The organism is Azospirillum sp. TSH100 (assembly GCF_004923295.1).
In the GTDB taxonomy this organism is placed as follows: Bacteria; Pseudomonadota; Alphaproteobacteria; order Azospirillales; family Azospirillaceae; genus Azospirillum.
The window spans coordinates 873,775-895,609 of record NZ_CP039634.1 but is presented as its reverse complement, the minus strand read 5'-3'; the positions used below and the strand labels follow the sequence as shown (position 1 = coordinate 895,609).

Annotated in this window: 20 protein-coding genes; 1 reads left to right on the top strand and 19 read right to left on the bottom strand. The window is 67.1% G+C overall.

From position 1 onward, the window contains the following. Positions 1-168: 168 nt before the first annotated feature. The 11 genes from E6C72_RS04285 to rimP all read right to left on the bottom strand — a co-directional run bounded on the left by E6C72_RS04285 (position 169) and on the right by rimP (position 12,419). Complete coding sequence (locus tag E6C72_RS04285) at positions 169-624, bottom strand: EVE domain-containing protein (protein ID WP_109084923.1); 456 nt, start codon at positions 622-624, stop codon at positions 169-171. Next, the gene (locus E6C72_RS04280; RefSeq protein WP_109084924.1) at positions 621-1,046 is read right to left on the bottom strand and encodes a VOC family protein; all 426 of its coding nucleotides are present in this window, start codon (positions 1,044-1,046) and stop codon (positions 621-623) included. The genes E6C72_RS04285 and E6C72_RS04280 overlap by 4 nt, the downstream gene beginning before the upstream one ends. A 106-nt stretch (positions 1,047-1,152) precedes the next feature. Continuing rightward, complete coding sequence (locus tag E6C72_RS04275) at positions 1,153-1,842, bottom strand: YafY family protein (RefSeq protein WP_109084925.1); 690 nt, start codon at positions 1,840-1,842, stop codon at positions 1,153-1,155. A 135-nt stretch (positions 1,843-1,977) separates the two neighbouring features. Next, entirely contained in the window at positions 1,978-4,089 is a 2,112-nt protein-coding gene (gene pnp, locus E6C72_RS04270) for a polyribonucleotide nucleotidyltransferase (RefSeq protein WP_109084926.1), read from the bottom strand. A 350-nt stretch (positions 4,090-4,439) separates the two neighbouring features. Further along, the gene (gene rpsO, locus E6C72_RS04265) at positions 4,440-4,709 is read right to left on the bottom strand and encodes a 30S ribosomal protein S15 (protein WP_063635662.1); all 270 of its coding nucleotides are present in this window, start codon (positions 4,707-4,709) and stop codon (positions 4,440-4,442) included. Positions 4,710-4,723: 14 nt separating this feature from the next. After that, complete coding sequence (gene truB, locus E6C72_RS04260; RefSeq protein WP_109084927.1) at positions 4,724-5,665, bottom strand: tRNA pseudouridine(55) synthase TruB; 942 nt, start codon at positions 5,663-5,665, stop codon at positions 4,724-4,726. After that, complete coding sequence (rbfA, locus tag E6C72_RS04255; protein ID WP_109084928.1) at positions 5,655-6,269, bottom strand: 30S ribosome-binding factor RbfA; 615 nt, start codon at positions 6,267-6,269, stop codon at positions 5,655-5,657. The genes truB and rbfA overlap by 11 nt, the downstream gene beginning before the upstream one ends. 194 nt (positions 6,270-6,463) lie before the next feature. Next, positions 6,464-9,343 (bottom strand): translation initiation factor IF-2, encoded by a 2,880-nt coding sequence (gene infB, locus E6C72_RS04250; RefSeq protein WP_109084929.1) that lies wholly within the window; start codon positions 9,341-9,343, stop codon positions 6,464-6,466. A 21-nt stretch (positions 9,344-9,364) separates the two neighbouring features. Then, positions 9,365-10,165 carry an RNA-binding protein gene (locus E6C72_RS04245; protein ID WP_109084930.1) on the bottom strand — a complete coding sequence of 267 codons (801 nt, stop codon included), beginning with the start codon at positions 10,163-10,165 and terminating at the stop codon, positions 9,365-9,367. Positions 10,166-10,239: 74 nt separating this feature from the next. Continuing rightward, positions 10,240-11,799 carry a transcription termination factor NusA gene (gene nusA / locus E6C72_RS04240; RefSeq protein ID WP_109084931.1) on the bottom strand — a complete coding sequence of 520 codons (1,560 nt, stop codon included), beginning with the start codon at positions 11,797-11,799 and terminating at the stop codon, positions 10,240-10,242. Between the two features lie 119 nt (positions 11,800-11,918). Continuing rightward, the gene (rimP, locus tag E6C72_RS04235; protein ID WP_109084932.1) at positions 11,919-12,419 is read right to left on the bottom strand and encodes a ribosome maturation factor RimP; all 501 of its coding nucleotides are present in this window, start codon (positions 12,417-12,419) and stop codon (positions 11,919-11,921) included. Between the two features lie 274 nt (positions 12,420-12,693). Between rimP and E6C72_RS04230 the strand changes: the two genes are divergently transcribed. Further along, a complete protein-coding gene (locus E6C72_RS04230) occupies positions 12,694-13,023 on the top strand; it encodes an antibiotic biosynthesis monooxygenase (protein WP_109084933.1) in 330 nt (109 codons plus the stop codon). An 11-nt stretch (positions 13,024-13,034) separates the two neighbouring features. Here E6C72_RS04230 and E6C72_RS04225 read toward each other — a convergent pair whose 3' ends face one another. The 8 genes from E6C72_RS04225 to miaB form a co-directional block, all read right to left on the bottom strand. Then, on the bottom strand, positions 13,035-13,772 hold the full coding sequence (locus E6C72_RS04225; protein ID WP_109084934.1) for a tRNA (guanosine(46)-N(7))-methyltransferase TrmB: 738 nt from the start codon (positions 13,770-13,772) through the stop codon (positions 13,035-13,037). Positions 13,773-13,892: 120 nt separating this feature from the next. Next, positions 13,893-15,059 carry a methionine adenosyltransferase gene (metK, locus tag E6C72_RS04220; RefSeq protein ID WP_109865438.1) on the bottom strand — a complete coding sequence of 389 codons (1,167 nt, stop codon included), beginning with the start codon at positions 15,057-15,059 and terminating at the stop codon, positions 13,893-13,895. A gap of 302 nt (positions 15,060-15,361) precedes the next feature. Continuing rightward, positions 15,362-15,856: a helix-turn-helix domain-containing protein gene (locus E6C72_RS04215; RefSeq protein ID WP_109085089.1), complete on the bottom strand. Its 495-nt coding sequence runs from the start codon at positions 15,854-15,856 to the stop codon at positions 15,362-15,364. A gap of 130 nt (positions 15,857-15,986) precedes the next feature. Beyond that, positions 15,987-17,600, bottom strand: a complete 1,614-nt coding sequence (gene lnt / locus E6C72_RS04210; RefSeq protein WP_109085090.1) for an apolipoprotein N-acyltransferase — start codon at positions 17,598-17,600, stop codon at positions 15,987-15,989. Positions 17,601-17,727: 127 nt separating this feature from the next. Next, positions 17,728-18,684: a hemolysin family protein gene (locus E6C72_RS04205; protein WP_109085091.1), complete on the bottom strand. Its 957-nt coding sequence runs from the start codon at positions 18,682-18,684 to the stop codon at positions 17,728-17,730. Further along, complete coding sequence (ybeY, locus tag E6C72_RS04200; protein WP_109085092.1) at positions 18,681-19,187, bottom strand: rRNA maturation RNase YbeY; 507 nt, start codon at positions 19,185-19,187, stop codon at positions 18,681-18,683. The genes E6C72_RS04205 and ybeY overlap by 4 nt, the downstream gene beginning before the upstream one ends. Continuing rightward, entirely contained in the window at positions 19,184-20,308 is a 1,125-nt protein-coding gene (locus E6C72_RS04195; RefSeq protein ID WP_109085093.1) for a PhoH family protein, read from the bottom strand. The genes ybeY and E6C72_RS04195 overlap by 4 nt, the downstream gene beginning before the upstream one ends. Continuing rightward, on the bottom strand, positions 20,305-21,699 hold the full coding sequence (gene miaB, locus E6C72_RS04190) for a tRNA (N6-isopentenyl adenosine(37)-C2)-methylthiotransferase MiaB (RefSeq protein WP_109085094.1): 1,395 nt from the start codon (positions 21,697-21,699) through the stop codon (positions 20,305-20,307). The genes E6C72_RS04195 and miaB overlap by 4 nt, the downstream gene beginning before the upstream one ends. Positions 21,700-21,835: the final 136 nt, after the last annotated feature.

The following is a 21,835-nucleotide window of genomic DNA, read 5'->3' as shown; positions in this document are numbered from 1 at the left end:
GCGGACTGCGAGGGGTTTCGCCTTGATCTCGGTCAGGAAGATCCGCCATTCGTTCGTACTCTGACACCAAGGTATGAGGCGCCTCAGACCCAGGCCGCTGCTGCTTTGCTCTTTGCAGGACGCTGGCGGCAGAGAGTTTCATCCCCGTCCGCCGGTGATTTTTCCGGATCAGGCAGCGATCACGTCCGGGACCGCCGCCCGCATGAATTCGGCAATCAGATCGAAATCGTACGGGCTGACCGGCAGCAGGCCGAAGCGGAAGGGATAGCCCCATTTCCGCATCCCGGCGGTCAGTTGCAGCCGGTTCAGCAGTGGCTGGATCGGCGCCTCTTCCGCCGGCCACCAGGACACGTTACGGCGGAAGGGGATGAAGCCGTCGCCCATGTCGAACTCATAAGGTTCGCCTGGCAGGACAGTGCCGATGGCGGTGAAGGACTTCAAGCCGTCCGCCGCCCCGAAACGATCGGTGGGGGAGTAGTAGACCACCCGGTCGCCCGCCTCGATCCGCCGCAGCGGAGCGGCCTTTCCGTGGCAGACCTGCATGAAGCCGCCGGCCCGGCCACGTCGCACATGCTCGGCGCTGGCGACCGCGATCCAGGCGCTGGTTCGCGTGGTGGCGCTCACGACCGCACCTGTTCGGGCTGGCCTTCTTCACCCTGGCTGGGCGTGAACACGCGCAGGCGGTGGCCGTCCGGATCCTGTGCAACGAAGGTATGACCGAAATCCATCGCCGTCGGCTGTTGCAGGATGGTCAGGCCGCGGGCGCTCCAGTCGGCGTGCAGGTCGCGCACCGCGGCCTCGTCGACGACGGTGAAGGCGATCTCGCCGCCGCCGGGCGCTGTTGCCACCGGTTCCACTGTGTGGCGCGACCACAGGCCCAGCATCAGCCCGTTCCCCGCCTTGAACAGGGCGAAGGTGGGGGAGGCCTCCACCGGCTGCCGGCCCAGCAGATCGGCATAGAAGGCAGCGCTGGCGGCCGGGCTGTCGACATAAAGCAGGACGAAATCGAGGGCGAGGGCGGCGGCAGCGGTCTGGGTCGCGGTCATGGTCGGCTCCGGTCTTGAGCGGTTGGGGTGGGGCGGTTGCGTTCGGCGCCCTCACCGGCAAGGCCAAGACTAGGCCCCTATGCTGACAGTTTCCGTCAGCATGCCATCATCGTTGCGGGATGCCCTCCGCCGCGCGCCACTCCTTCAGCATCGCCTGCCGGCGGCGGGGATAGCGGATGTCGCTGGCGGTCAGCGCCAGGATGCGGTCGGTGCGGAAATGGCGGAAGGACTGGCGCAGTTCGCACCATGCCACCATCACCCGCACCCGGTCGAAGAAGCCCAGCGCGAAGGGCCAGACGGTTCGCCGGCTCTCCGACCCGTCGCGGTCGCGATAGCTGATCTCCAGCTTGCGTTCGCAGCGGATGGCGGTGCGGATGGTCGCCAGTTCGGCGTCCCCCGCCGGGATGGGTTCGCCCGGCCCGACCAGCAGGGTGGAGCCGTCCAACCCCTCCCGCTTGTCCGGAGGCAGCACCGCCGCGATCTTGGCGAGCGCATTGCGCGCCGCCCCGCCCAGCCGGCTGTCGCCGCGCTCCACCACCCAGCGCGATCCCAGCACCAGCGCCTCGACCTCCTCCTCGGTGAACATCAGCGGCGGCAGCAGGAAGCCGGCGCGCAGCAGATAGCCGACCCCCGGCTCCCCCTCGATCATCGCGCCCTGCCCCTGGAGCGTGGCGATGTCGCGATAGAGCGTGCGCAGGCTGACCCCCAGCTCGTCGGCAAGCGACTTGCCGCTGACCGGCTGGCGATGCCGCCGCAGAACCTGCATCAGATCGAGGAGACGTTCGGCGCGGGACATCGGGAGCTGCGGAATGGGAAGGGGTGCCCATAATGACACCTAAAATGACAAAGGGCGCTCCCCGATGGGAAGCGCCCCTGTTCATGGCAGGTCCCGCCGGGCGGTTGCCCGGCGGTCCCGAACCCTATCGACGGATCACTCCGCCTTCTTGGTCAGGTCCTCGCCGGTGGCCTGATCGACCTGCTTCATCGACAGCTTGACCTTGCCGCGGTCGTCGAAGCCGATGACCTTGACCTTCACCTGGTCACCCTGCGACACGACGTCCGACACCTTGCCGACGCGCTGCTGTGCCAGTTCGGAGATGTGGACGAGGCCGTCGCGTGAGCCCAGGAAGTTCACGAAGGCGCCGAAATCGACGACCTTCACAACCTTGCCGGTGTAGACGACGTTCATCTCCGGCTCGGCGACGATGCCCTTGATCCACTCGATGGCGGCGTCCGACTTCTTCTGATCGACGGCCGAGACCTTGACGGTGCCATCGTCGTCGATGTCGATCTTGGCGCCGGTCTGCTCGACGATCTCGCGGATCACCTTGCCGCCGGAGCCGATCACGTCGCGGATCTTCTCCTTCGGGATGTTGATCACGGTGATGCGCGGGGCGTTCTCGTTGACGCCTTCGCGGGCGCCGGTCAGCGCCTTCGACATCTCGCCCAGGATGTGCAGGCGGCCGTCCTTGGCCTGGCCCAGCGCGATCTTCATGATCTCCTCGGTGATCGAGGTGATCTTGATGTCCATCTGCAGCGCGGTGACGCCGACCTCGGTGCCGGCGACCTTGAAGTCCATGTCGCCGAGGTGATCTTCGTCACCCAGGATGTCCGACAGGACGGCGAAGCCGTGGTCTTCCTTGATCAGGCCCATGGCGATGCCGGCGACCGGGCGGGCCAGCGGCGCGCCGGCATCCATCAGCGACAGCGAGGTGCCGCAGACGGTGGCCATCGAGGAGGAGCCGTTGGACTCCGTGACTTCCGACACGACGCGCAGCGTGTAGGGGAAGTCTTCCTTCTTCGGCAGCAGCGGGTGGATGGCGCGCCACGCCAGCTTGCCATGGCCGATCTCGCGGCGGCCCGGGCTGCCCATGCGGCCGGCTTCACCCACCGAATACGGGGGGAAGTTGTAGTGCAGCATGAAGTGCTCGCGGTATTCGCCTTCGAGCGCGTCGATGATCTGCTCGTCCTGGCTGGTGCCCAGCGTGGTGACGACCAGTGCCTGGGTCTCGCCGCGGGTGAACAGGGCCGAGCCGTGTGCGCGCGGCAGAACGCCGACTTCCGACACGATCGGGCGCACGGTCTTGGTGTCGCGGCCGTCGATGCGGCGGCCGGTCTTCAGGACGGCGCCGCGCAGGATGTCGGCCTCCAACTCCTTGAACTCGAAACCGATCGACTGGGCGTCGAATTCCTCGGCCAGAGTCTCCAAGGCCTTCGCCTTGGCGGCACCGACCTTCTCGTAGCGGCTCTGCTTCACCGTCTCGGTGTAGGCGGCCTCGACGTCCGCACCGACGGTCTCGCGCAGGCGGGCCTTCAGGGCCTTGCGGTCGTAGGACGGCTCCGGCAGGTCCCAAGGCTCCTTGGCGCATTCCTCGGCCAGATCGATGATCATGTTGATCACCGGCTGGAAGTTGGTGTGGCCGAACATGACGGCGCCCAGCATGACCTCTTCGGTCAGCTCCTTGGCTTCCGACTCGACCATCAGAACGCCTTCGACGGTGCCGGCGACGACCAGATCCAGGTCGCTGTCGTCGACCTCGTCCATGGTCGGGTTCAGGATGTACTGGCCGTTCTTGTAGCCGACGCGGGCGGCGCCGATCGGACCCAGGAACGGGATGCCGGAAATGGTCAGGGCGGCCGAGGCGCCGACCATCGCCACGATGTCCGGATCATTCTCCAGATCATGGCTCAGCACGGTGCAGACGACCTGCGTCTCGTTGCGGAAGCCGTCGGCGAACAGCGGACGGATCGGACGGTCGATCAGGCGGCTGACCAGCGTTTCCTTCTCGGTCGGACGGCCTTCGCGCTTGAAGAAGCCGCCGGGGATCTTGCCGGCTGCGAATGCCTTTTCCTGATAGTTGACGGTCAGCGGGAAGAAATCGACGCCCGGCTTCGGCGCCTTGGCGGCGACGGCGGTGCACAGTACGGTGGTGTCACCATAGGTGACCAGCACCGCGCCGTTGGCCTGACGGGCGATCTTGCCCGTCTCCAGGACCAGCTTGCGGCCGCCCCACTCGATTTCTTTGCGATGAACAGTAAACATGGATTCTTTCCTTCCATCCGACACCCTGAAACGGCCGGATTGCCGCCCAAGGCCGGGGCCATCGGTCGTAGGACCCCGCGAGAAAACCGGAGATGTGGTGCTCGACAACAGGATCAAACAAATCGAGACACGGGAGTCGTGAATGCAAAAAAGGCCGGTCCCCGAATGATCGGGCCGGCCTGTTCGTCACGAAGCGCTCAAGATCGAGTTTGTATTGCCAATAACCAATGAGGTGTTCCGGAACGATACAGGTGGACGATGACTCAAAGCTTCCCGCCGGTTTTCAAGGGAAACCCCCGGCCGGTGGCCGGCCGGGGAAACCCGAACCCGTCAGCGGGACGGCGCAGCCGTTAGCGGCGCAGGCCCAGACGCTCGATCAGAGCGGCGTAGCGCGACTGATCCTTCTTCTTCAGGTAGTCGAGCAGACGGCGGCGCTGACCGACCATCACCAGCAGACCACGGCGGGAGTGGAAGTCCTTCTTGTGGCCCTTCAGGTGATCCGTCAGGTTGCTGATGCGCTCCGTCAGGATCGACACCTGGACCTCGGGCGAACCGGTGTCGTTGGTGCCGCGGGAAAATTCCTTGATCAGCTCTTGCTTGCGCTCGGGCGTAATCGACATCGGGGTCTCCTAAATCATGTGAGGTTGAGCACGCGCACCGGACGGACCTCCGCCCCCTCGACACGGGCCAACGCCACCGGCGTTCCGCCGAAAAGCGCAATGACGGTGCCGTCCCCACCGTCAGCACCCTGAACCGCCATCAGGCGGTCACGATCCTGCCGGGTGAGGAGGGCGACCGTCTGGCCGTGCCTCAGTCGGTGCGCTTCCGCTTCCGTCAGGGCCAGCGCCGGGATGTCGTCCAGCGCGGTCTCGATCGGCAACAGAAGTCGTTCGACGGCCGCACCTTGCTCCATGGCGGCCAGTTCGTCCAGGGAAATCGCCCGGTCCAGCGTGAAGGAGCCGACGCGCAGACGGCGCAGCAGTCCGACATGGCCGACCGTGCCCAGCGCCTCCGACAGGTCGCGGGCCAGCGAACGGACATAGGTGCCCTTGCCGCAATCGACCTCGAACACCGCATGGTCGGCGTCCGGTTCCTCGACCAGTTCGAAGCGGTCAATGCGCACGGTGCGGGCGGCAAGATCGACAGCATCGCCCTCACGGGCGATGTCGTAGGCGCGCTCGCCGTCGATCTTGATGGCGCAGAACTGCGGCGGCACCTGCTGGATCTCGCCCAGGAAGGCGGGCAGGGCGGCGCGGATCGCCTCGGTCGCCGGACGATGGTCCGAGCGGGCGATCACCTCGCCCTCGCGGTCGTCGGTGGTGGTGCGCTCGCCCCAGCGGATGGAGAAGCGGTAGGTCTTGGTGCCGTCCATGGCATAGGACACGGTCTTGGTCGCCTCGCCCAACGCGATCGGCAGGATGCCGGTCGCCAGCGGGTCGAGCGTGCCGCCATGCCCGGCCTTCTCGGCGTTCAACAGGCGGCGTACCTTCGACAGCGCCTGGGTGGATGTCATGCCTTCCGGCTTGTCCAGCACCATCCAGCCGTGGATCGGCGTGCCCTTGCGCTTACGAGCCACGACGGCCGCCCTTTTCCCCGCTCTTGTCCTCGTCGTCGAGCATGGCGCGGTCGTCGCCCAAGTCATCGCTGTCGGGATCGTCCCCTTCCAGCTCGTCGTCCGCCGCGTCGGGGTCCTCGTCCTCGCCGTCCTCATCCTCGTCCCAGGAATCGTCCTCATCCTCGTCATGGTCGTCGTCGCCGTTGACGCGGCCCAGCGGATGGCCGCTCAGGTCGCGGGCGACCTCCGGGCTGTGCAGGATGCTGTCGATGCGGTGGGCGTAGTCGAAGGAGGTATCGCCCTCGAAGCTCAGCGTCGGGGCATGGCGCAGGTTGACCATGCGCGCGACCTGTCCGCGCAGGAAGGCGGCAGCCCGTTTCAGGGCAACCTGGGCCTCCTCCATCCGCTCGCCGCCCAGCGTCGAGTAGAAGACGGTGGCGTTGGACAGGTCCGGGCTGATCCGCACCTCGGTGACCGTGACGTTCAGCGAGGCCAGCTCGGGATCGTGGAAGTCCCCGCGGCGGAACAGGTCGGCAAGGGCGTGGCGCAACTCCTCGCCGACGCGCAGTTGCCGTTGGGACGGGGGCTTGCCGGCGGTGAACGCGCCGCGCTTCTTGCTGGCCATGGTACGTGTCTTTCGTCGATGTCACTTGGCCGGGCTGCTTCAGCTCTCCAGCCGATCACAAGCGGTTGGGGGAGTACGCTCTTCCAACCCAATATAGGAACAGGGCGCAGGATGGATCCCGCGCCCCTGAAAGCCAAAAAGGCCACCCGATCCATTCCGGCGGATGCCGGAAGGGATCGGGTAAACCGGACAGGTCACAGCTCGCGAGCGATTTCCTCGATCTCGAAAGCTTCGATCTGATCGCCGGCCTGGATGTTGTCGTAGTTCTCGAAGGCCATGCCGCACTCGTAACCCTCGCGCACTTCCTTGACTTCGTCCTTGAAGCGCTTGAGCGTCTTGAGCGTGCCTTCGTGAATGACGACATTGTCGCGCAGCAGGCGGACGCCGGCGCCACGCTTGACGGTGCCCTGAGTGACCATACAACCGGCGACCTTGCCGACCTTGGTGATGTTGAACACCTCGCGGATGGTCGCGTAGCCGATGAAGCGTTCCCGCAGCGTCGGAGACAGCAGACCGGTCAGTGCCGCCTTCACGTCGTCGATCACGTTGTAGATGATCGAGTAGTAGCGGATTTCGACGCCGTCGCGCTTGGCGAGGTCGCGGGCCTGCGGGTTGGCGCGGACATTGAAGCCGATGATCATCGCGTTGGACGCATTGGCCAGCGTGATGTCGGACTCGTTGATCGCACCGACCGAGTTGTGCAGGACGCGGACCTTGACCTCGGTGTTCTCGGCCGTGAGCTTCTCCAGCGAGCTGGCGATGGCTTCGATCGAGCCCTGCACGTCGCCCTTGATGACGACCGGCAGTTCCTTGGCCTCGCCGGCCTGGATGCGGCTGAACATGTCCTGCAGCGAACCGCGGGCCGACGCCGCGACCACAGCTTCGCGCTTCTTGCGCTGGCGGAACTCGGCGATCTCGCGGGCACGGGCTTCGGACTCGACGACGGTGAAGTCGTCGCCGGCCATCGGCGTGCCGTTCAGGCCCAGAACCTCGACCGGGACGGCCGGGGCCGCCTCGTTGACGGTCTGGCCGCGATCGTTGATCAGGGCGCGGACGCGGCCCCATTCGGCGCCGGTCACGAACACGTCGCCGACCTTCAGCGTGCCGCGCTGGACCAGCACGGTGGCGACCGAACCACGGCCACGCTCCAGCTTCGCCTCGATGACGACGCCTTCGGCGGCGCGCTCGGGGTTGGCCCGCAGCTCCAGGATTTCGGCCTGGAGGAGGATGGCCTCTTCCAGCTTGTTCAGGTTGCGCTTGGCCTTGGCCGACACCTCGACGTCGAGAACGTCGCCGCCCATCTCCTCGACCACCAGCTCGTGCTGGAGCAGTTCCTGGCGGACGCGCTCCGGCTTGGCATCGGGCAGGTCGCACTTGTTGATGGCGACGATGATCGGAACCTTGGCCGCCTTGGCGTGGCGGATGGCCTCGATCGTCTGCGGCATGACGCCGTCGTTGGCGGCGACCACCAGCACGACCACGTCGGTGACGTTGGCGCCGCGGGCACGCATCTCGGTGAAGGCGGCGTGGCCCGGCGTGTCGATGAAGGTGATCTTCGCACCCGACTCCAGCTGCACCTGATAGGCGCCGATGTGCTGGGTGATGCCGCCGGCCTCGCCCGACACCACGTCGGTCTGGCGCAGGGCGTCGAGCAGCGAGGTCTTGCCGTGGTCGACGTGGCCCATGATGGTGACGACCGGGGGACGCGGCACCAGGATGGCACCCTCTTCCTCGGTGGCACGCAGGCCGATCTCGACGTCGGACTCCGACACGCGGCGGACGCGATGGCCGAACTCGGTGATGACCAGCTCGGCGGTGTCGGCGTCGATGGTCTGGTTGATGGTGGCCATCACGCCCATGCGCATCAGCGCCTTGATGACGTCGGCGCCACGCTCGGCCATGCGGTTGGCCAGTTCCTGGACGGTGATGACTTCCGGCAGCACGACGTCGCGGGTGACCTTCGCCGTCTCCTGACGGCTCATCTGGCGCAGGCGTTCACGCTCGCGGGCACGGCGGACGGCAGCCAGCGACCGGGTGCGGTCGCCGCCATCGTCGCTGAGCGCTTGCGAGACGGTCAGCTTGGTGCCCTTGCGGCGGTCGGCGCCGGCAGGAGCCTTGGCGGCCGGACGGGCCGGAGCGGCCTTGGCGGGAGCGCCGCCACGACCACCCTTGCGGCGGTTGTCGTCCTCTTCCTCGACGGCACGGGCCGGCGGGGCACCGGCACCCGGCAGGGTGCGGCCGGGAGCGGCATCGGCGGCCGGACGGGCGGCGGCACCGCCGGGGCGCTGGTCGGCACCCGGCCGGGCACCGGCTGGACGCGCGCCGTCGCGGGGCGCACCGTCGCGGCTGCCTTCACGGCCACTGTCGCGGCGCGGTGCCGGTTCGGCATCGCGGCGCTTGGCCTCCTCGGCTTCCTTGCGCTTGGCCTCTTCCTCCTTGCGGCGGCGTTCGGCTTCGGCAGCGATCTTGCGCTCCTCCTCCTGGATGGCGCGCATCTCATCCAGCTCGCGCTGGCGCAAGGTCTCGGCATCCAGAATGATCGGCGGCATTTCCGGCGCGGCCTGGGCCGGAGCGTCGGAGACGGCGGGGGCGGAAGCCGGAGCGTCGGCTTCGGAGGGGACGGCCGGAGCTGCTTCTGTCTCTTCGGCGGCACGGGCGGCGGCCTCGGCGGCGCGGGCTTCGGCGCGCACCGCTTCTTCCTCGGCCTCGACGCGGCGCTGTTCTTCGAACGCCGCGGCGCCACGAAGGGCACGCAGGCGCGATTCCAGCTCCTCGCGGGTCAGCTGGCGCCCGGCGGGGGCACCTCCGCCACGGGGCCGCTGGCCCTGCGCGCCGCGGATGGGCAGGCCCTGAGCGGCCTGACGCGCGGCGGCGCCGCCGTCGGCAACGCCGGGCACGGCGCCCTTTTCAACATGACGCTTGCGCTTGACCTCTACGGTCACCGCTTTTGACCGGCCATGGGAGAAGCTCTGCCGGACCTGGGTCTCGACCGGCTTCTTCGACTCCAGCTTTCCTTTGCTGGCGCCGGTTAGGTGCAAGACTTTTTTCTGGTCCTGGTCGTTGCTATCGGTCATCGGTTCCCGAATGGTCAGACGTTACATCGCAGGCCGGCCGGCCTTATCGCCGACTCCCCAGCCCTTATCAGAATCCCGGTGCGCGTCCGGGTCCCCTTGGGGACCTTTCAGGTCCAGGTCCCCTCGGGGACCTTTCAGCCCCCTCAGGCGTGCCGCTTCGCGGGCCAGCCCTGCGGCCAGCCTGCCCCGCGCCACCACGGCGTGCACCGCGTGATCGCGTCCGAGCGCCGCGGCCAAGGCCGAGGACTCGAAGAGATCGATCACCGGCAGCGACGGCGCGAGCGCCGTCACCTTGCCGCGCTGGTCCAGCGAGCCGTCAGCGGCTTCGACCAGCAGGGCCGGCGGGGGACCCGCACGGCCGACCTGGTTGGCCCTCAACGCCTCGCGCACCTTCTCATACCCTGCCAGAACATGGCCGGCACGGCGGGCAAGGCCCAACGCATGCAGACAACGGCGTTCCAGCAGCCGTTCCAGCCGTTCGGCCAGATCGGGCGGTACCTTCACCGCCCGACGGGCCGCCTTGGCGAAAACGGATTTACCCATGGCTTTCGCCAGAGCATCCCGGTCGGCCGTGACCCAAAGGCCGCGGCCGGGCAGACGTTCCTCCAGGTCGGGAACCACCTCGCCGTCGGGGCCGATCACGAAGCGGATCATGCCCTCTTTCGGCCCCACCGTACCCGACGCGATGCAGCGGCGCAGAGGCCCTTTCTCGTCGTCGGCCGGCAGGCGGTCCGTCCCGGCACCTTCGTCCTGTGCCAATTCCTGTTCCGGCACCGCATCCGCGGCGGCGGTCGGTGTCCGTTCGTCGTTCCGTTCGGTCATCCGATCGTCATCCGCTCGCGCGGTCCCGAATAATCGTTCCTGTCGGGCGCAGTTCCAACCGGCATTGCTGCCGGTCAGGCCTGCGCGCCCTGACCATCGGCGGAGCCGTCGGTCACCGGCGCCGTGGCGGCGCCGTCCTGTTCCTCACCCTCGAACCAGTGGGCGCGCGCGGCCATGATGATCGCGTTCGCCTCCTCTTCCGAAGGAGCGTCCTTGGCGCCGTCCTTGCCCAGGATCTCGACCAGCTCGTCGCCGGCCAGATCGGCCAGATCGTCCAGCGTCTTCACGCCGTTCTCGCCCAGCTTCACCAGCTGCGTGGCGGTGAAACCGGTCAGCTCGGCGACGATGTCCTCGACGCCCAGCTCAAGGCGGCGCTCGTTGGCCTGCTCGTCCTGCACTTCCAGGAAGGCGAGGGCACGCTGCTTAAGCTCGTCGGCGACCGACTCGTCGAAGCCTTCGATCTCCGCCAGTTCCTCGGTCTCGACGAAGGCGATCTCCTCGACCGAGGTGAATCCTTCGGCGACCAGCAGGTGGGCGATCACGTCGTCAACGTCGAGCGCCTGCATGAACAGGGCGGACCGGTTGTGGATTTCCTCCGACCGGCGCTCCGACTCTTCCTGTTCGGTCAGGATGTCGATGTCCCAGCCGGTCAGCATCGAGGCGAGGCGCACGTTCTGGCCGCGGCGGCCGATGGCCAGCGACAGCTGGTCGTCGGGCACCACCACCTCGATGCGGTGGTTGTCGTCGTCGAGCACGACCTTGGCGACCTCGGCCGGGGCGAGCGCGTTGACGACGAAGGTCGCCGCCTCGCCCGACCACGGGATGATGTCGATCTTCTCGCCCTGCAGCTCGCCGACGACCGCCTGGACGCGGCTGCCGCGCATGCCGACGCAGGCGCCAACCGGGTCGATGGAGCTGTCGTGGCTGAGCACCGCGATCTTGGCGCGCGAACCGGGGTCACGGGCGACGGCCTTGATCTCGATGATGCCGTCGTAGATTTCCGGCACTTCCTGGGCGAACAGCTTCGCCATGAACATCGGATGCGTGCGCGACAGGAAGATCTGCGGGCCGCGCGGTTCCTCGCGGACGTCGAAGATGTAGGCGCGGACGCGGTCGCCGTTCTTGAAATGCTCGCGCGGCAGCAGCTCGTCGCGGCGCAGGATCGCTTCGGCGCGACCCAGGTCGACGGTGACGTTGCCGTATTCGACGCGCTTGACCAGACCGTTGACGATCTCGCCGTTGCGGTCCTTGTACTCGTTGAACTGGCGTTTGCGCTCGGCGTCGCGCACCTTCTGCACGATCACCTGCTTGGCGGTCTGGGCGGCGATGCGGCCGAAATCGATCGGCGGCAGCGGGTCGACCAGGAAATCGCCGATCTTGGCGCCGGCCTTGCGTTTCAGGGCGTAGGGCAGGGTGACCTGCGTCGCCTCGTTCTCCACCGTCTCGACCACCTCAAGGTGGCGGGTCAGATGGATGTCGCCGGTCTTGCGGTCGATGCGCGCGCGGATGTCGTGCTCGTGGCCGTACTTGGAGCGGCCGGCCTTCTGAATCGCCTGCTCCATCGCCTCCAGGACTTCGTCCCGGTCGATGTTCTTTTCGCGGGCGACCGCGTCAGCGACTTGCAGCAGTTCCATCCGTTACACTTCCTGAGTCGGTCTTGTGTGATGCCGGTCTTGCGTGATGTCCGGTCGGGTCGGCGGGGTGGGCAGCTGGGCCAAGCATTACCGATGGCGCGTCCTGATAGACGGGTCCGTCAGTTGTGCGGGCCCTCCTGCTGCTCCTGGCTGGCACGGATCAGTTCGTCCGTCAGCACCAGCTTGGCGCGCAGGATGTTGTCGAACTCCAGCCGGGCGGCTCCCTGTTCGGTGTCGATGCACACGAGGCCGTCCTCGACGCCCTTCAGCATGCCCTTGAAGCGCTTGCGGCCGTCGATGGCCATGCGGCTTTCCAGCCGGGCTTCGAAGCCGGCGAAGCGCTCGAAATCCTTGAGCCGGGTGAGCGGCCGGTCGATGCCGGGCGAGCTGACCTCCAGCGTGTAAGCCTCGCGGATGGGGTCTTCCACGTCCAGCAGGGCGGAGACGGACCGGCTGATGTCGGCGCAATCCTCGACAGTCATGGGCGCGCCGTCGGCGCGCTCCGCCATGATCTGGAGAACCGACCGCTGGCCGCCGGAGATCTGAACGCGCACGACCTCATAGCCCATGGCTTCGACCGACGGCGTGATGATCTGTTCGATGCGACCTGTAGCGTCCATTCCACCCAACCCAAAGCCTGCGGCCGGGATCGAACCGGACGAGGTTTCCACAACAGAAGGTTTAACAAGCGCGCGCTTCCACACGCTCATAAAAAAATAAGTGGGCAAAAGCCCACCCGCAAAGCGTCTCGCCGGCCCGGTTGCCCGGGCCGCCGATCCGTATGGGTTCTCAGAGGGTGAATATAGCCATTCCGCCCGATGCCGCAAGTCTTTTCGGGATCGCCATGTTCCTTTACAAGCGGAACTGGTGGTGGTGGCGTCGAAGGGGGGTGGAATGATCCTGGAAGCGGCGATTTTAAACGTGCGGCCGGGTGAGCAGGGCGCCTTTGAACAGGCGATGGCCGACGCCCGTCCGCTGATCGCGGCATCGTCCGGTTTTCGCGGGATGGAGGTCCGGCCCTGCCTTGAAGATGGCTGCCGTTATCTGCTGCTGGTGTGGTGGGAACGTCTGGAGGACCACACAGATGGATTCCGTGGCTCAGACCGTTATGCAGAGTGGAAGCGGCGTCTCCATCACTTCTACCAACCGTTCCCGGTGGTGGAGCATTTCGCCGCTCCACTCTTCGCTGAACCGGATCCCCTTCAACCAGTCACAAGCGCCTGACACCGGCTTGCTCATTCCCGCGGGCGGCGGACGAAGCGCATGAACACTGGCTTGCGGCCGGCGGCGATCGCCTTTTCCTCGTAGCGCGTCGCCGGCCAGTCGTCTGGGCGGCTGCGCCAGTCCGATGGGCAGCGGGCCGTCCACTCGAAATCGGGATGCTTCACCGTATGTTCCAGCATCCAGCGCACCAGGCCCATGTCGTCGCTGGCAAGACGCAGCTCCGCTCCGTCCTTCAGCACGCGGGCCAGCCGCGGCAGGTTCTCCGGCCCGATGAAGCGGCGGTCGGCGTGACGCTTCTTCGGCCAGGGATCGGCGAACAGAACGAAGGCGCGGCCGATCGAGGCATCGGGCAGGGCGTCGAGCAGCGGCCGGGCGTCGTCGGGTTGGATGCGCACGTTCCGCAAACAGTCGTCCTCGACCATGCCCAGCAGGCCGGCGATGCCGTTGAGGAAGGGTTCGGCGCCGATGATGCCAATATCCGGATTGTGCGCAGCCTGCCAGGCGAGGTGATGGCCCATGCCGAAACCGATCTCCAGCCAGACGTCCCGCTTCGGGGTGTCGAAGAGGCCGGCGGGGTCCAGGCTGTCGCCGGGCTTCGGCAGCGGGATCTGGAGTTGCGGCAGCAGATCCTCGATCAGGCTCGTCCGGCGCTTGCGCAGGGGACGGCCCTTGCGCCGGCCGAACAGCCGGTTTCCGGTTTCGGTCTGGGCGGCTTCGTCGTTCGGTTGAGCGGTTTTGCTGTCGGTCATGGCGGCTGATGCGGTTCGGAGAGCGGTATCGGCAGGAAAGGGGCTTACATAAAAAGACGGCGGAGGCCGTTTCCAGCCTCCGCCGCCCTTTTTATGTTGGTGATCGGCCGGTCCGGGCGATCAGAAGGCGCCGCGCAGGGCGTCGACCAGATCGGTCCTCTCCCACGAGAAGCCGCCGTCCACCTCCGGCTCGCGACCGAAATGGCCGTAGGCGGCGGTGCGGGCGTAGATCGGCTTGTTCAGGCCCAGATGCGTGCGGATGCCGCGCGGGCTGAGGTCCACCAGCTGCTGGAGGATGTCCGACAGACGGTCCTCGTCGACAGTGCCGGTGCCGTGGGTGTCGACATAGACCGACAGCGGCTTCGACACGCCGATCGCGTAGGACACCTGGATCGTGCACTTCTCCGCCAGCTCCGCCGCGACGACGTTCTTGGCCAGATAGCGGGCGGCGTAGGCGGCCGAGCGGTCGACCTTCGTCGGGTCCTTGCCCGAGAAGGCGCCACCGCCGTGCGGGGCCGCACCGCCATAGGTGTCGACGATGATCTTGCGGCCGGTCAGGCCGGCGTCACCGTCCGGGCCGCCGATGACGAAGCGGCCGGTCGGGTTGACGTACAGGTTCTTCGGATCGCACATCCAGCCGTCCGGCAGGCAGTTGACGATGTGCGGCAGGACGATCTCGCGAACGGCCTCCTGGTCCAGGCCCTCGGCATGCTGCGTCGACAGCACGATGGCGGTGGCACGGACCGGGCGGCCGTCGATGTACTGAAGGGTGACCTGGCTCTTGGCGTCCGGGCCCAGCTGCGGGGCGGCGCCGGAATGGCGCGCCTCGGCCAGCGACTTCAGGATGGCGTGGCTGTAGTAGATCGGCGCCGGCATCAGCGCCGGGGTCTCGCGGCAGGCATAGCCGAACATGATGCCCTGGTCGCCGGCACCCTCGTCCTTGTTGCCCGCGGCGTCGACGCCGACCGCAATGTCGGCCGACTGGGAATGGACGAAGCACTTGACGTCCATCTTCTCCCAATGGAAGCCGTCCTGCTCGTAGCCGATGTCCTTCACCGCGGCACGGGCGACCTCGACCAGCTGGTCGGCCTTGATGCTCTCGGGGCCGCGAACCTCGCCGGCCAGAACAACCTGGTTGGTGGTCGCCAGCGTCTCCACGGCCACGCGGGCCTGCGGGTCGTGCGAAAGATAAAGATCGACGATGGCGTCGGAGATGCGGTCGCAGACCTTGTCGGGATGACCCTCCGACACGGACTCGCTGGTGAACACGTAGTTCAGCTTTGCCACGGGAAACCTCGGCATTCGGCGGCACGCTATTTCATGAGCCGAAACGGCAGACCGGTACAGCGGCCGCAGACACCGGTCCAAAACCGGTTTTGACAAGGTTTCCGTCTGGGGTCAAGAAGACTACCGGCGGTAAGGCCGGCGGTAACGCCTTGGTCCTATCATCGCAGGCACCACACGAAGGGGGTGGACACGGCCGTGCCGCGTCTTCCCCATTCGGTGGGTATCACATGCCGCAAGCAGCCGGCGGCAGCTGCAGACGGATGTTACTGGCAGTCGTTACAGCCAGGCATTGCTACAGAAAATTACTCGGCGGCTTCCGCCACGGCGGCGCTGGCCACAGCCTTGGTCAGCTCGAACAGGCGCTTGCGCACCGACGGATCATTGATCTTGTAATAGGCGCGAACCAGTTCCAGCGTCTCGCGCTTGGCCATCGGATCGGGCTCATAGGTGCTGGCGGACCGCTCGTCCGACGCACCCGCCTCATCGTCGTCCTCGACGCGGGCCGCGGCGGCCTCGGCTGGCATATCGTCGAAGAAGAAGGAAACCGGCACGTCCAGAACGCGGCTGAGATCGAACAGACGCGATGCGCCGATCCGGTTGGCACCACGCTCGTACTTCTGAACCTGCTGGAAGGTCAGGCCAATGGCCTCGCCCAGCTTTTCCTGGCTCATTCCGAGCAGCGTGCGGCGGAGACGGACGCGGGATCCGACATGGACGTCGATGGGATTCGGCTTTCCGGTCTTCGGACGGCCCGCACCCGCACGGCGCCCGCGCGGCGCCCCAGTTTCAGTCTGCATCTCGTTTATCCCTGTAACGGTTGTGCAACCTAGTTACGACATATCCACGTATGCAGTCAAGCCCGGTACGGTCAACCCGTTTACACGAATTTAATCTGCCAGTGGTGGGCGGATTGCCCGTATTGCTGCGTCACCGGTGATATCGCGAGGCCAAGGCCGCGATAAAACAGCCCAGAAGCACTATGCCGAAAATCCAGTCGCCCATGCGGGCATAGGCTGTGACGCCAACCGAAGCTTTCGGCAATGTGGTATCGATGAAGCCACGCTCACCCAGTCCGAGCAATTGTCGCACACGACCGTAGGAATCCACCACTCCGGATATCCCCGTATTCGCCACACGGACGAGGGGCAATCCTTCCTCCACCGCCCGGACCTGATTGATGGCGAAATGCTGGTGCGGACCGGCAGTGCGGCCGTACCAAGCATCGTTGGTCAGGTTCAGCAGCCATTGCGGCCGGTCGGCGCCGTCGACCACGGCGCCGGGGAAGATGCTCTCGTAGCAGATCAGCGGGCTGAAAGGCGGCAGGCCCGCCATGCGGTCGGCCAGATGCAGGGTGCGTGGACCGGGACCCGGGGAGAATTCCGCCCCATTGCCGGCGATGGCGCCGACCGGCAGCCATTGCCGCAGCGGCATATATTCGCCGAACGGAACGAGGTGGAACTTGTCGTAGTCTGCGACCACGGCGCCGCTGCCGTCGATCACGACCATGCCGTTGAAATAGCGCCGCTCGCCGTCGGCATCCACCGTCGTGCGCGGCGCGCCGGTGATCAGCAACCCGCCCGGCGGCGTGACCGATCCCATGGCCTGCCGCACCCGCGCATCCTCCTCGACAAAGAAGGGGACCGCGGTTTCCGGCCAGATGATGACGTTGGGCGGCGGGGCGGCGGGATCGACCGGCGGGGCGGCGGACAAGGCCAGATGGCTCTGGAAATTCTGCACCCGTTCGCCGGGCGCCCATTTCAGCCGCTGGTCGATCGCCGCCTGCACCAGCCGCAGCCGGATGCCCGGCACCGGTTCGTCGACGGCACCGGCCAGCCGCCACGCACCCCAGCCGCCGAGGGCCGCCAACAGAGCCAGTCCGGAGACAAAGGTGGCGCGGGCACGGCCGGGCGTGGTGTCGCGGTCGGGCAGGGCGGCGGGCAACGACGCCACCAGCACCGTGACCAGCGTCAGGCCATAGATGCCGACCAGTGAGGCGGTTTGCAGCACCGGCAGCACGCCGACCCAACCATAGCCGATCAGGTTCCAGGGAAAACCGGTGAAGACATGGCCGCGCAGCCATTCCCACACGCACCAGCAGGCGGCGAACAGCAGCGGCCGGCCCAGCCCGGTGCCGAAGCCGCGCCGGCGCAGCAACTGGAAGGTCAGCGTGGCGCCGCCGCTGAACATCGCCAGCAGGACCGGCAGGCCGACCGCCGACAGCGGCAGCGCCCACCAGAAGCGTTCAATGTCAGTGAACAGCGCGGCGCTGATCCAATAGAGCCCAAGCAGGTGATGGCCGAAGCCGAAGAACCAGCCGACGGCGAAGGCTCCCTTCTTCGTCTGCACGCCTTCCAGCAGCCAGATCAGGCCGGGAAACGCCACCAGGACAACCGGCATCAGGTCGGCTGGCGGCAGCGCCAACGTGGCGAGCCCGCCCAGCAGCGCCGCGGCGGCCAGCCGGCGCCAACCGCTCAACGCGGTCAGCCGCGCGGAAACGCGGCCCAGCCGGGCCGGGACGGGCAGGGTGTCGGTGGCGGTCAAAGCGGAAACTCCGGCAGCGGCGGGGAGGCGGGCGGCGCCATAGGTAATGCGGCCGGACAGGGGTGCCAAGGTACTTGTGGGCGGGGCTGAGTTGTGGGGGTGGGGAGGTGGACCCCCACCCATCCCCTTACGCCGTCTCCGCCAGCTCGACGCTGTTGGCCGGGACATTGTGAACTCGCAGGCGCTTCAAACGGCGGGAGTCGGCGTCGACGATCTCGAACTCCAGGCCCGAGGGATGCACCAGCCGCTCGCCCAATCCCGGAACGCGGCCCGCAATGGAAACGACCAGACCGCCGAGTGTGTCGATGTCCTCGCGCTCTTCCTCGGTCAGCACCGGACCGACGCGGTCCTCGAAATCCTCGATGGGCAGGCGGGCATCGGCGATCAGGCTGCCGTCGGGACGCTCGACCAACCGCGGGGCCGTGGCCTCGTCATGCTCGTCCTCGATCTCGCCGACGATCTCCTCGACCAGATCCTCGATGGTGACGAGTCCGTCGATCCCGCCGAACTCGTCCACCACCAGCGCCATGTGCTGGCGGGTCTGGCGCATCTGCACCAGCAGGTCGAGCACATGCATGGAGGGGGCGACGATCTTCGCCTCACGGATGATGCCGGTCAGGTCCGGCTTCTGGCGCAGTCCTTCGGCGGAGACGGCCTGTCTGGCCATCAGGGTCATCACATCCTTGATGTGAATGATGCCGACCACGTCGTCCAAAGTTTCGCGGAACACCGGCAGGCGGGAATGGCCTTCCTCGGCGACGCGCTGGACCAGTGCGGGAAAGGGGGTATCGATGTCGACGGCGATGATGTCGGCACGCGGCACCATGACGTCGGCGACGCTGCGGTCGCGCAGCTTCAGGATGTTGGTCAGCAGCGCCCGCTCGCCGGCGCCCAGCGAATCCTCGCCGTCCGCGCTGGCCGCATCGTCCAGGCCGGAGATCAGCTCTTCGATGGTGCCGCGCAGGGAATTGTCCTCGCGGCCGCCCCAGACGGTGCGGAGCCACCCCTTGAACAGGTGGCCCAGGGAATGGTCTTCGGCCCCGTGGTCATCACGGGGCGTGCGACTGTCGGATATATCGCTCATCGGTCCGGCGGTTGGTGGTTGGCGGCGTAAGGATCGGCGATTCCAAGCGTGGCGAGCAACCGGGTTTCCAGCGCCTCCATCTCCTCGGCCTCGTCGTCCGTCTCGTGATCATAACCCAGCAGATGCAGAACACCATGCATCACAAGGTGAGTCATGTGGTCTTTGAAGCTTTTCCGCTGTTCGGCGGCTTCGCGTACAACCGTTTCATAGGCGAGGATGACGTCGCCCAGCATCACCGGCACCCCATCCTCGGGTTCCGGTTCCTCCGCCTCGGTCAGGGCGAAGGACAGGACGTTGGTCGGCTTGTCCTTGCCGCGATACTCGCGGTTCAGCCGGTGGACCAGTTCATCGTCGGCCAGCACGACCGACAGCTCGGCCGGCCCTTCCTCGTCGTCATAGGCGGCACCCAGGGCGGCAAGCGCCGCGCGCTCCGCCAGCCACTCGGCGTCCTCGGCCCAGTCGCCGGCTTCACGTGAAACAGTGATATCGACCGCGGTTGTCATTCCGGTTCTCCAACGGTCCCATCGTTTCCAATGGTCGTTTCGGATGCGGAACCGGCCGGTGCGGCGTTGGTGCGGCGGGCCTGCCTGCGCTCCGCTTCGCGGGCATCGGCCTGGTCATAGGCGCGGATGATGCGGGCCACCATCGGGTGGCGGACGACATCGGCGTCGGTGAAGCGGACGAAGCGCACACCCTCCACCCCGCGCAGGATGTCCAGCGCGTCGCGCAGGCCCGACCGGGTGCCCGTGGGCAGGTCGATCTGCGAGATGTCGCCGGTGACGACCATCCGCCCGCCTTCACCGAGACGGGTCAGGAACATCTTCATCTGCATCGGCGTGGTGTTCTGTGCCTCGTCCAGGATGACGAAGGCGTTGCCCAGCGTCCGGCCGCGCATGAAGGCCAGTGGCGCGATCTCGATCTCGCCGGACTCCAGCCGCTTCTTCACCTGTTCCGCCGGCAGCATGTCGTGCAGCGCGTCATAGAGCGGACGCAGGTAAGGATCGACCTTTTCCTTCAGGTCGCCGGGCAGGAAGCCGAGCCGCTCGCCGGCCTCGACCGCCGGGCGCGACAGCACGATGCGGTCGACCTGACCGGTGGTCAGCAGCGCCACCGCCTGGGCCACCGCCAGATAGGTCTTGCCGGTGCCGGCCGGACCGAGACCGAAGACCAGCTCGCTTTCAGCCAGGGCTTGCAGATAGGCGGCCTGGGTGGGGGTGCGCGGGGTGATCGGGCCGCGCCGGCGCGTGCGCAGCGCGATCTCGGCGCGGGTGATGGTCGCCTGCGGGCCGGGCGCGCGCGGCTCCTCGCCGCCAGACACACCACCGGTTGAAACACCGGCGAAACCGGCCTCGGCGGTCGCCATGCGGACGGCGCCGTCGACCTCGCCGCCGTCGATGGTCTGGCCGCGGGTCAGCCGGCCATACAGGCCGTTCAGCGCCGTCCGTGCCGTCTCGGCGGCGTCGGACGGGCCGGAGATGGTCAGGGTGTTGCCACGCGAGATCAGCGACACGCCGAGAAGGGATTCGATGCGGGCGAGGTGGCGGTCATGCTCCCCGTACAGCATCGGCAGAAGACGGTTGTCATCGAATTGAACGTCGATGCGCCGTTCGGGCAGACCGTTCAAGCGCTTGCCTCCAAGGTTATGGCAGGCTGGAAGGGAGAGGCGGTGACATACTCCCCGGTCACCACGGTGCCGGCGAGGCTGTTGGCCCGCGCGGCGTCGACCCGCACCTCGACGATGCGGCCGAGCAGCCGCTCGTCCGCCTCGGCATGGACGGACTGCATCCACGGGCTGCGGCCCAGCAGCTGGCCGTCGCGGCGGCCGATGCGGTCGAACAGGACGGGCACGCTGCGGCCGACGAAGCCATGGTTGAAGGCGATCTGCTGGGCGTCCAGCAGCTGGTGGAGCGCCTCCAACCGCGCCTCCTTCACCTCTTCCGGCAGCTGGGCGCCCTCGACCGCGGCCGGGGTGCCGGGACGTGAGCTGTATTTAAAGGAGTAGGCCTGCGCATAGCCGATCTCGGTGACCAGCTTCAGCGTCTGGGCGAAGTCGGCGTCCGTCTCGCCGGGGAAACCGACGATGAAGTCGCCGGACATCGCCAGATCGGGCTTGGCGCTGCGCAGCCGGTCGACAAGCCGGCGGTAATCGTCGGCGCTGTGCTTGCGGTTCATCGCCGCCAGGATGCGGTCGGACCCGGCCTGCACCGGCAGATGCAGGTAGGGCATCAGCTGCGGCACCTCGGCATGGGCGCGGATCAGGTCGTCGGCCATGTCGCGCGGGTGCGAGGTGGTGTAGCGGATGCGCGCCAGCCCGTCGATCTCCGCCAACTCGCGGATCAACCGGCCGAGGCCCCAGGTCGCGCCGTCCGGCCCGTCGCCGTGCCAGGCGTTGACGTTCTGGCCCAGCAGGGTGATCTCGCGCGTGCCGCCGGCGACCAGCCGCTTCGCTTCGGCCAGGATCTGGCCGGCGGGGCGGGAGAACTCCGCACCGCGGGTGTAGGGCACCACGCAGAAGGTGCAGAACTTGTCGCAGCCCTCCTGCACCGCCAGGAAGGCGGTGACGCCCTGGGCACCGGATTCCTCGGGCAGCAGGTCGAACTTGGATTCGGCCGGGAAATCGGTGTTCAGCACGCTGCCGGCGGCACGGCTGGCCTTCGCCACCATCTCCGGCAGGGTGTGGTAGGTCTGCGGGCCGAAGACCATATCGACGAAGGGGGCGCGGGCGACGATCTCCTCGCCTTCGGCCTGGGCGACGCAGCCGGCGACCGCCAGGATCATCCGACCATCCTCGGCCTCCGCCTTGCGGTCCTTCATCTGGCGCAGCCGGCCAAGCTCGGAGAAGACCTTCTCGGCCGCCTTCTCGCGGATGTGGCAGGTGTTCAGGATCACCATGTCGGCGCCGTCCGGCTCATCGACCGGTTGGTAGCCCAGCGGTGCCAGGACGTCCGCCATCCGGGTGGAGTCGTACACGTTCATCTGGCAGCCCCAGGTCTTGATGAACAGCTTCTTGGTCAACCCGCACCCTTCCGCTTGGAACAAAAACGAATAGCGCGCTCACGATGATACGTGGCGCGCGGCACGCCGTCGGTCCGGCGTCGCTCCTGAAAAGATGGTATCGCGTGTGGGGCAAATCGAGTCAATCCCGCTTCAC

Bases quoted from the DNA above. Each gene is read 5' to 3' on its own strand.
- pnp (WP_109084926.1), bottom strand. From the start codon at position 4,089: ATGTTTACTGTTCATCGCAAAGAAATCGAGTGGGGCGGCCGCAAGCTG.
- E6C72_RS04225 (WP_109084934.1), bottom strand. From the start codon at position 13,772: ATGACCGACAGCAAAACCGCTCAACCGAACGACGAAGCCGCCCAGACC.
- ybeY (WP_109085092.1), bottom strand. From the start codon at position 19,187: ATGACAACCGCGGTCGATATCACTGTTTCACGTGAAGCCGGCGACTGG.
- E6C72_RS04230 (WP_109084933.1), top strand. From the start codon at position 12,694: ATGATCCTGGAAGCGGCGATTTTAAACGTGCGGCCGGGTGAGCAGGGC.
- E6C72_RS04245 (WP_109084930.1), bottom strand. From the start codon at position 10,165: ATGACCGAACGGAACGACGAACGGACACCGACCGCCGCCGCGGATGCG.
- E6C72_RS04205 (WP_109085091.1), bottom strand. From the start codon at position 18,684: ATGAGCGATATATCCGACAGTCGCACGCCCCGTGATGACCACGGGGCC.
- E6C72_RS04215 (WP_109085089.1), bottom strand. From the start codon at position 15,856: ATGCAGACTGAAACTGGGGCGCCGCGCGGGCGCCGTGCGGGTGCGGGC.
- E6C72_RS04275 (WP_109084925.1), bottom strand. From the start codon at position 1,842: ATGTCCCGCGCCGAACGTCTCCTCGATCTGATGCAGGTTCTGCGGCGG.
- rpsO (WP_063635662.1), bottom strand. From the start codon at position 4,709: ATGTCGATTACGCCCGAGCGCAAGCAAGAGCTGATCAAGGAATTTTCC.
- infB (WP_109084929.1), bottom strand. From the start codon at position 9,343: ATGACCGATAGCAACGACCAGGACCAGAAAAAAGTCTTGCACCTAACC.
- rimP (WP_109084932.1), bottom strand. From the start codon at position 12,419: ATGGACGCTACAGGTCGCATCGAACAGATCATCACGCCGTCGGTCGAA.
- rbfA (WP_109084928.1), bottom strand. From the start codon at position 6,269: ATGGCCAGCAAGAAGCGCGGCGCGTTCACCGCCGGCAAGCCCCCGTCC.
- E6C72_RS04280 (WP_109084924.1), bottom strand. From the start codon at position 1,046: ATGACCGCGACCCAGACCGCTGCCGCCGCCCTCGCCCTCGATTTCGTC.
- nusA (WP_109084931.1), bottom strand. From the start codon at position 11,799: ATGGAACTGCTGCAAGTCGCTGACGCGGTCGCCCGCGAAAAGAACATC.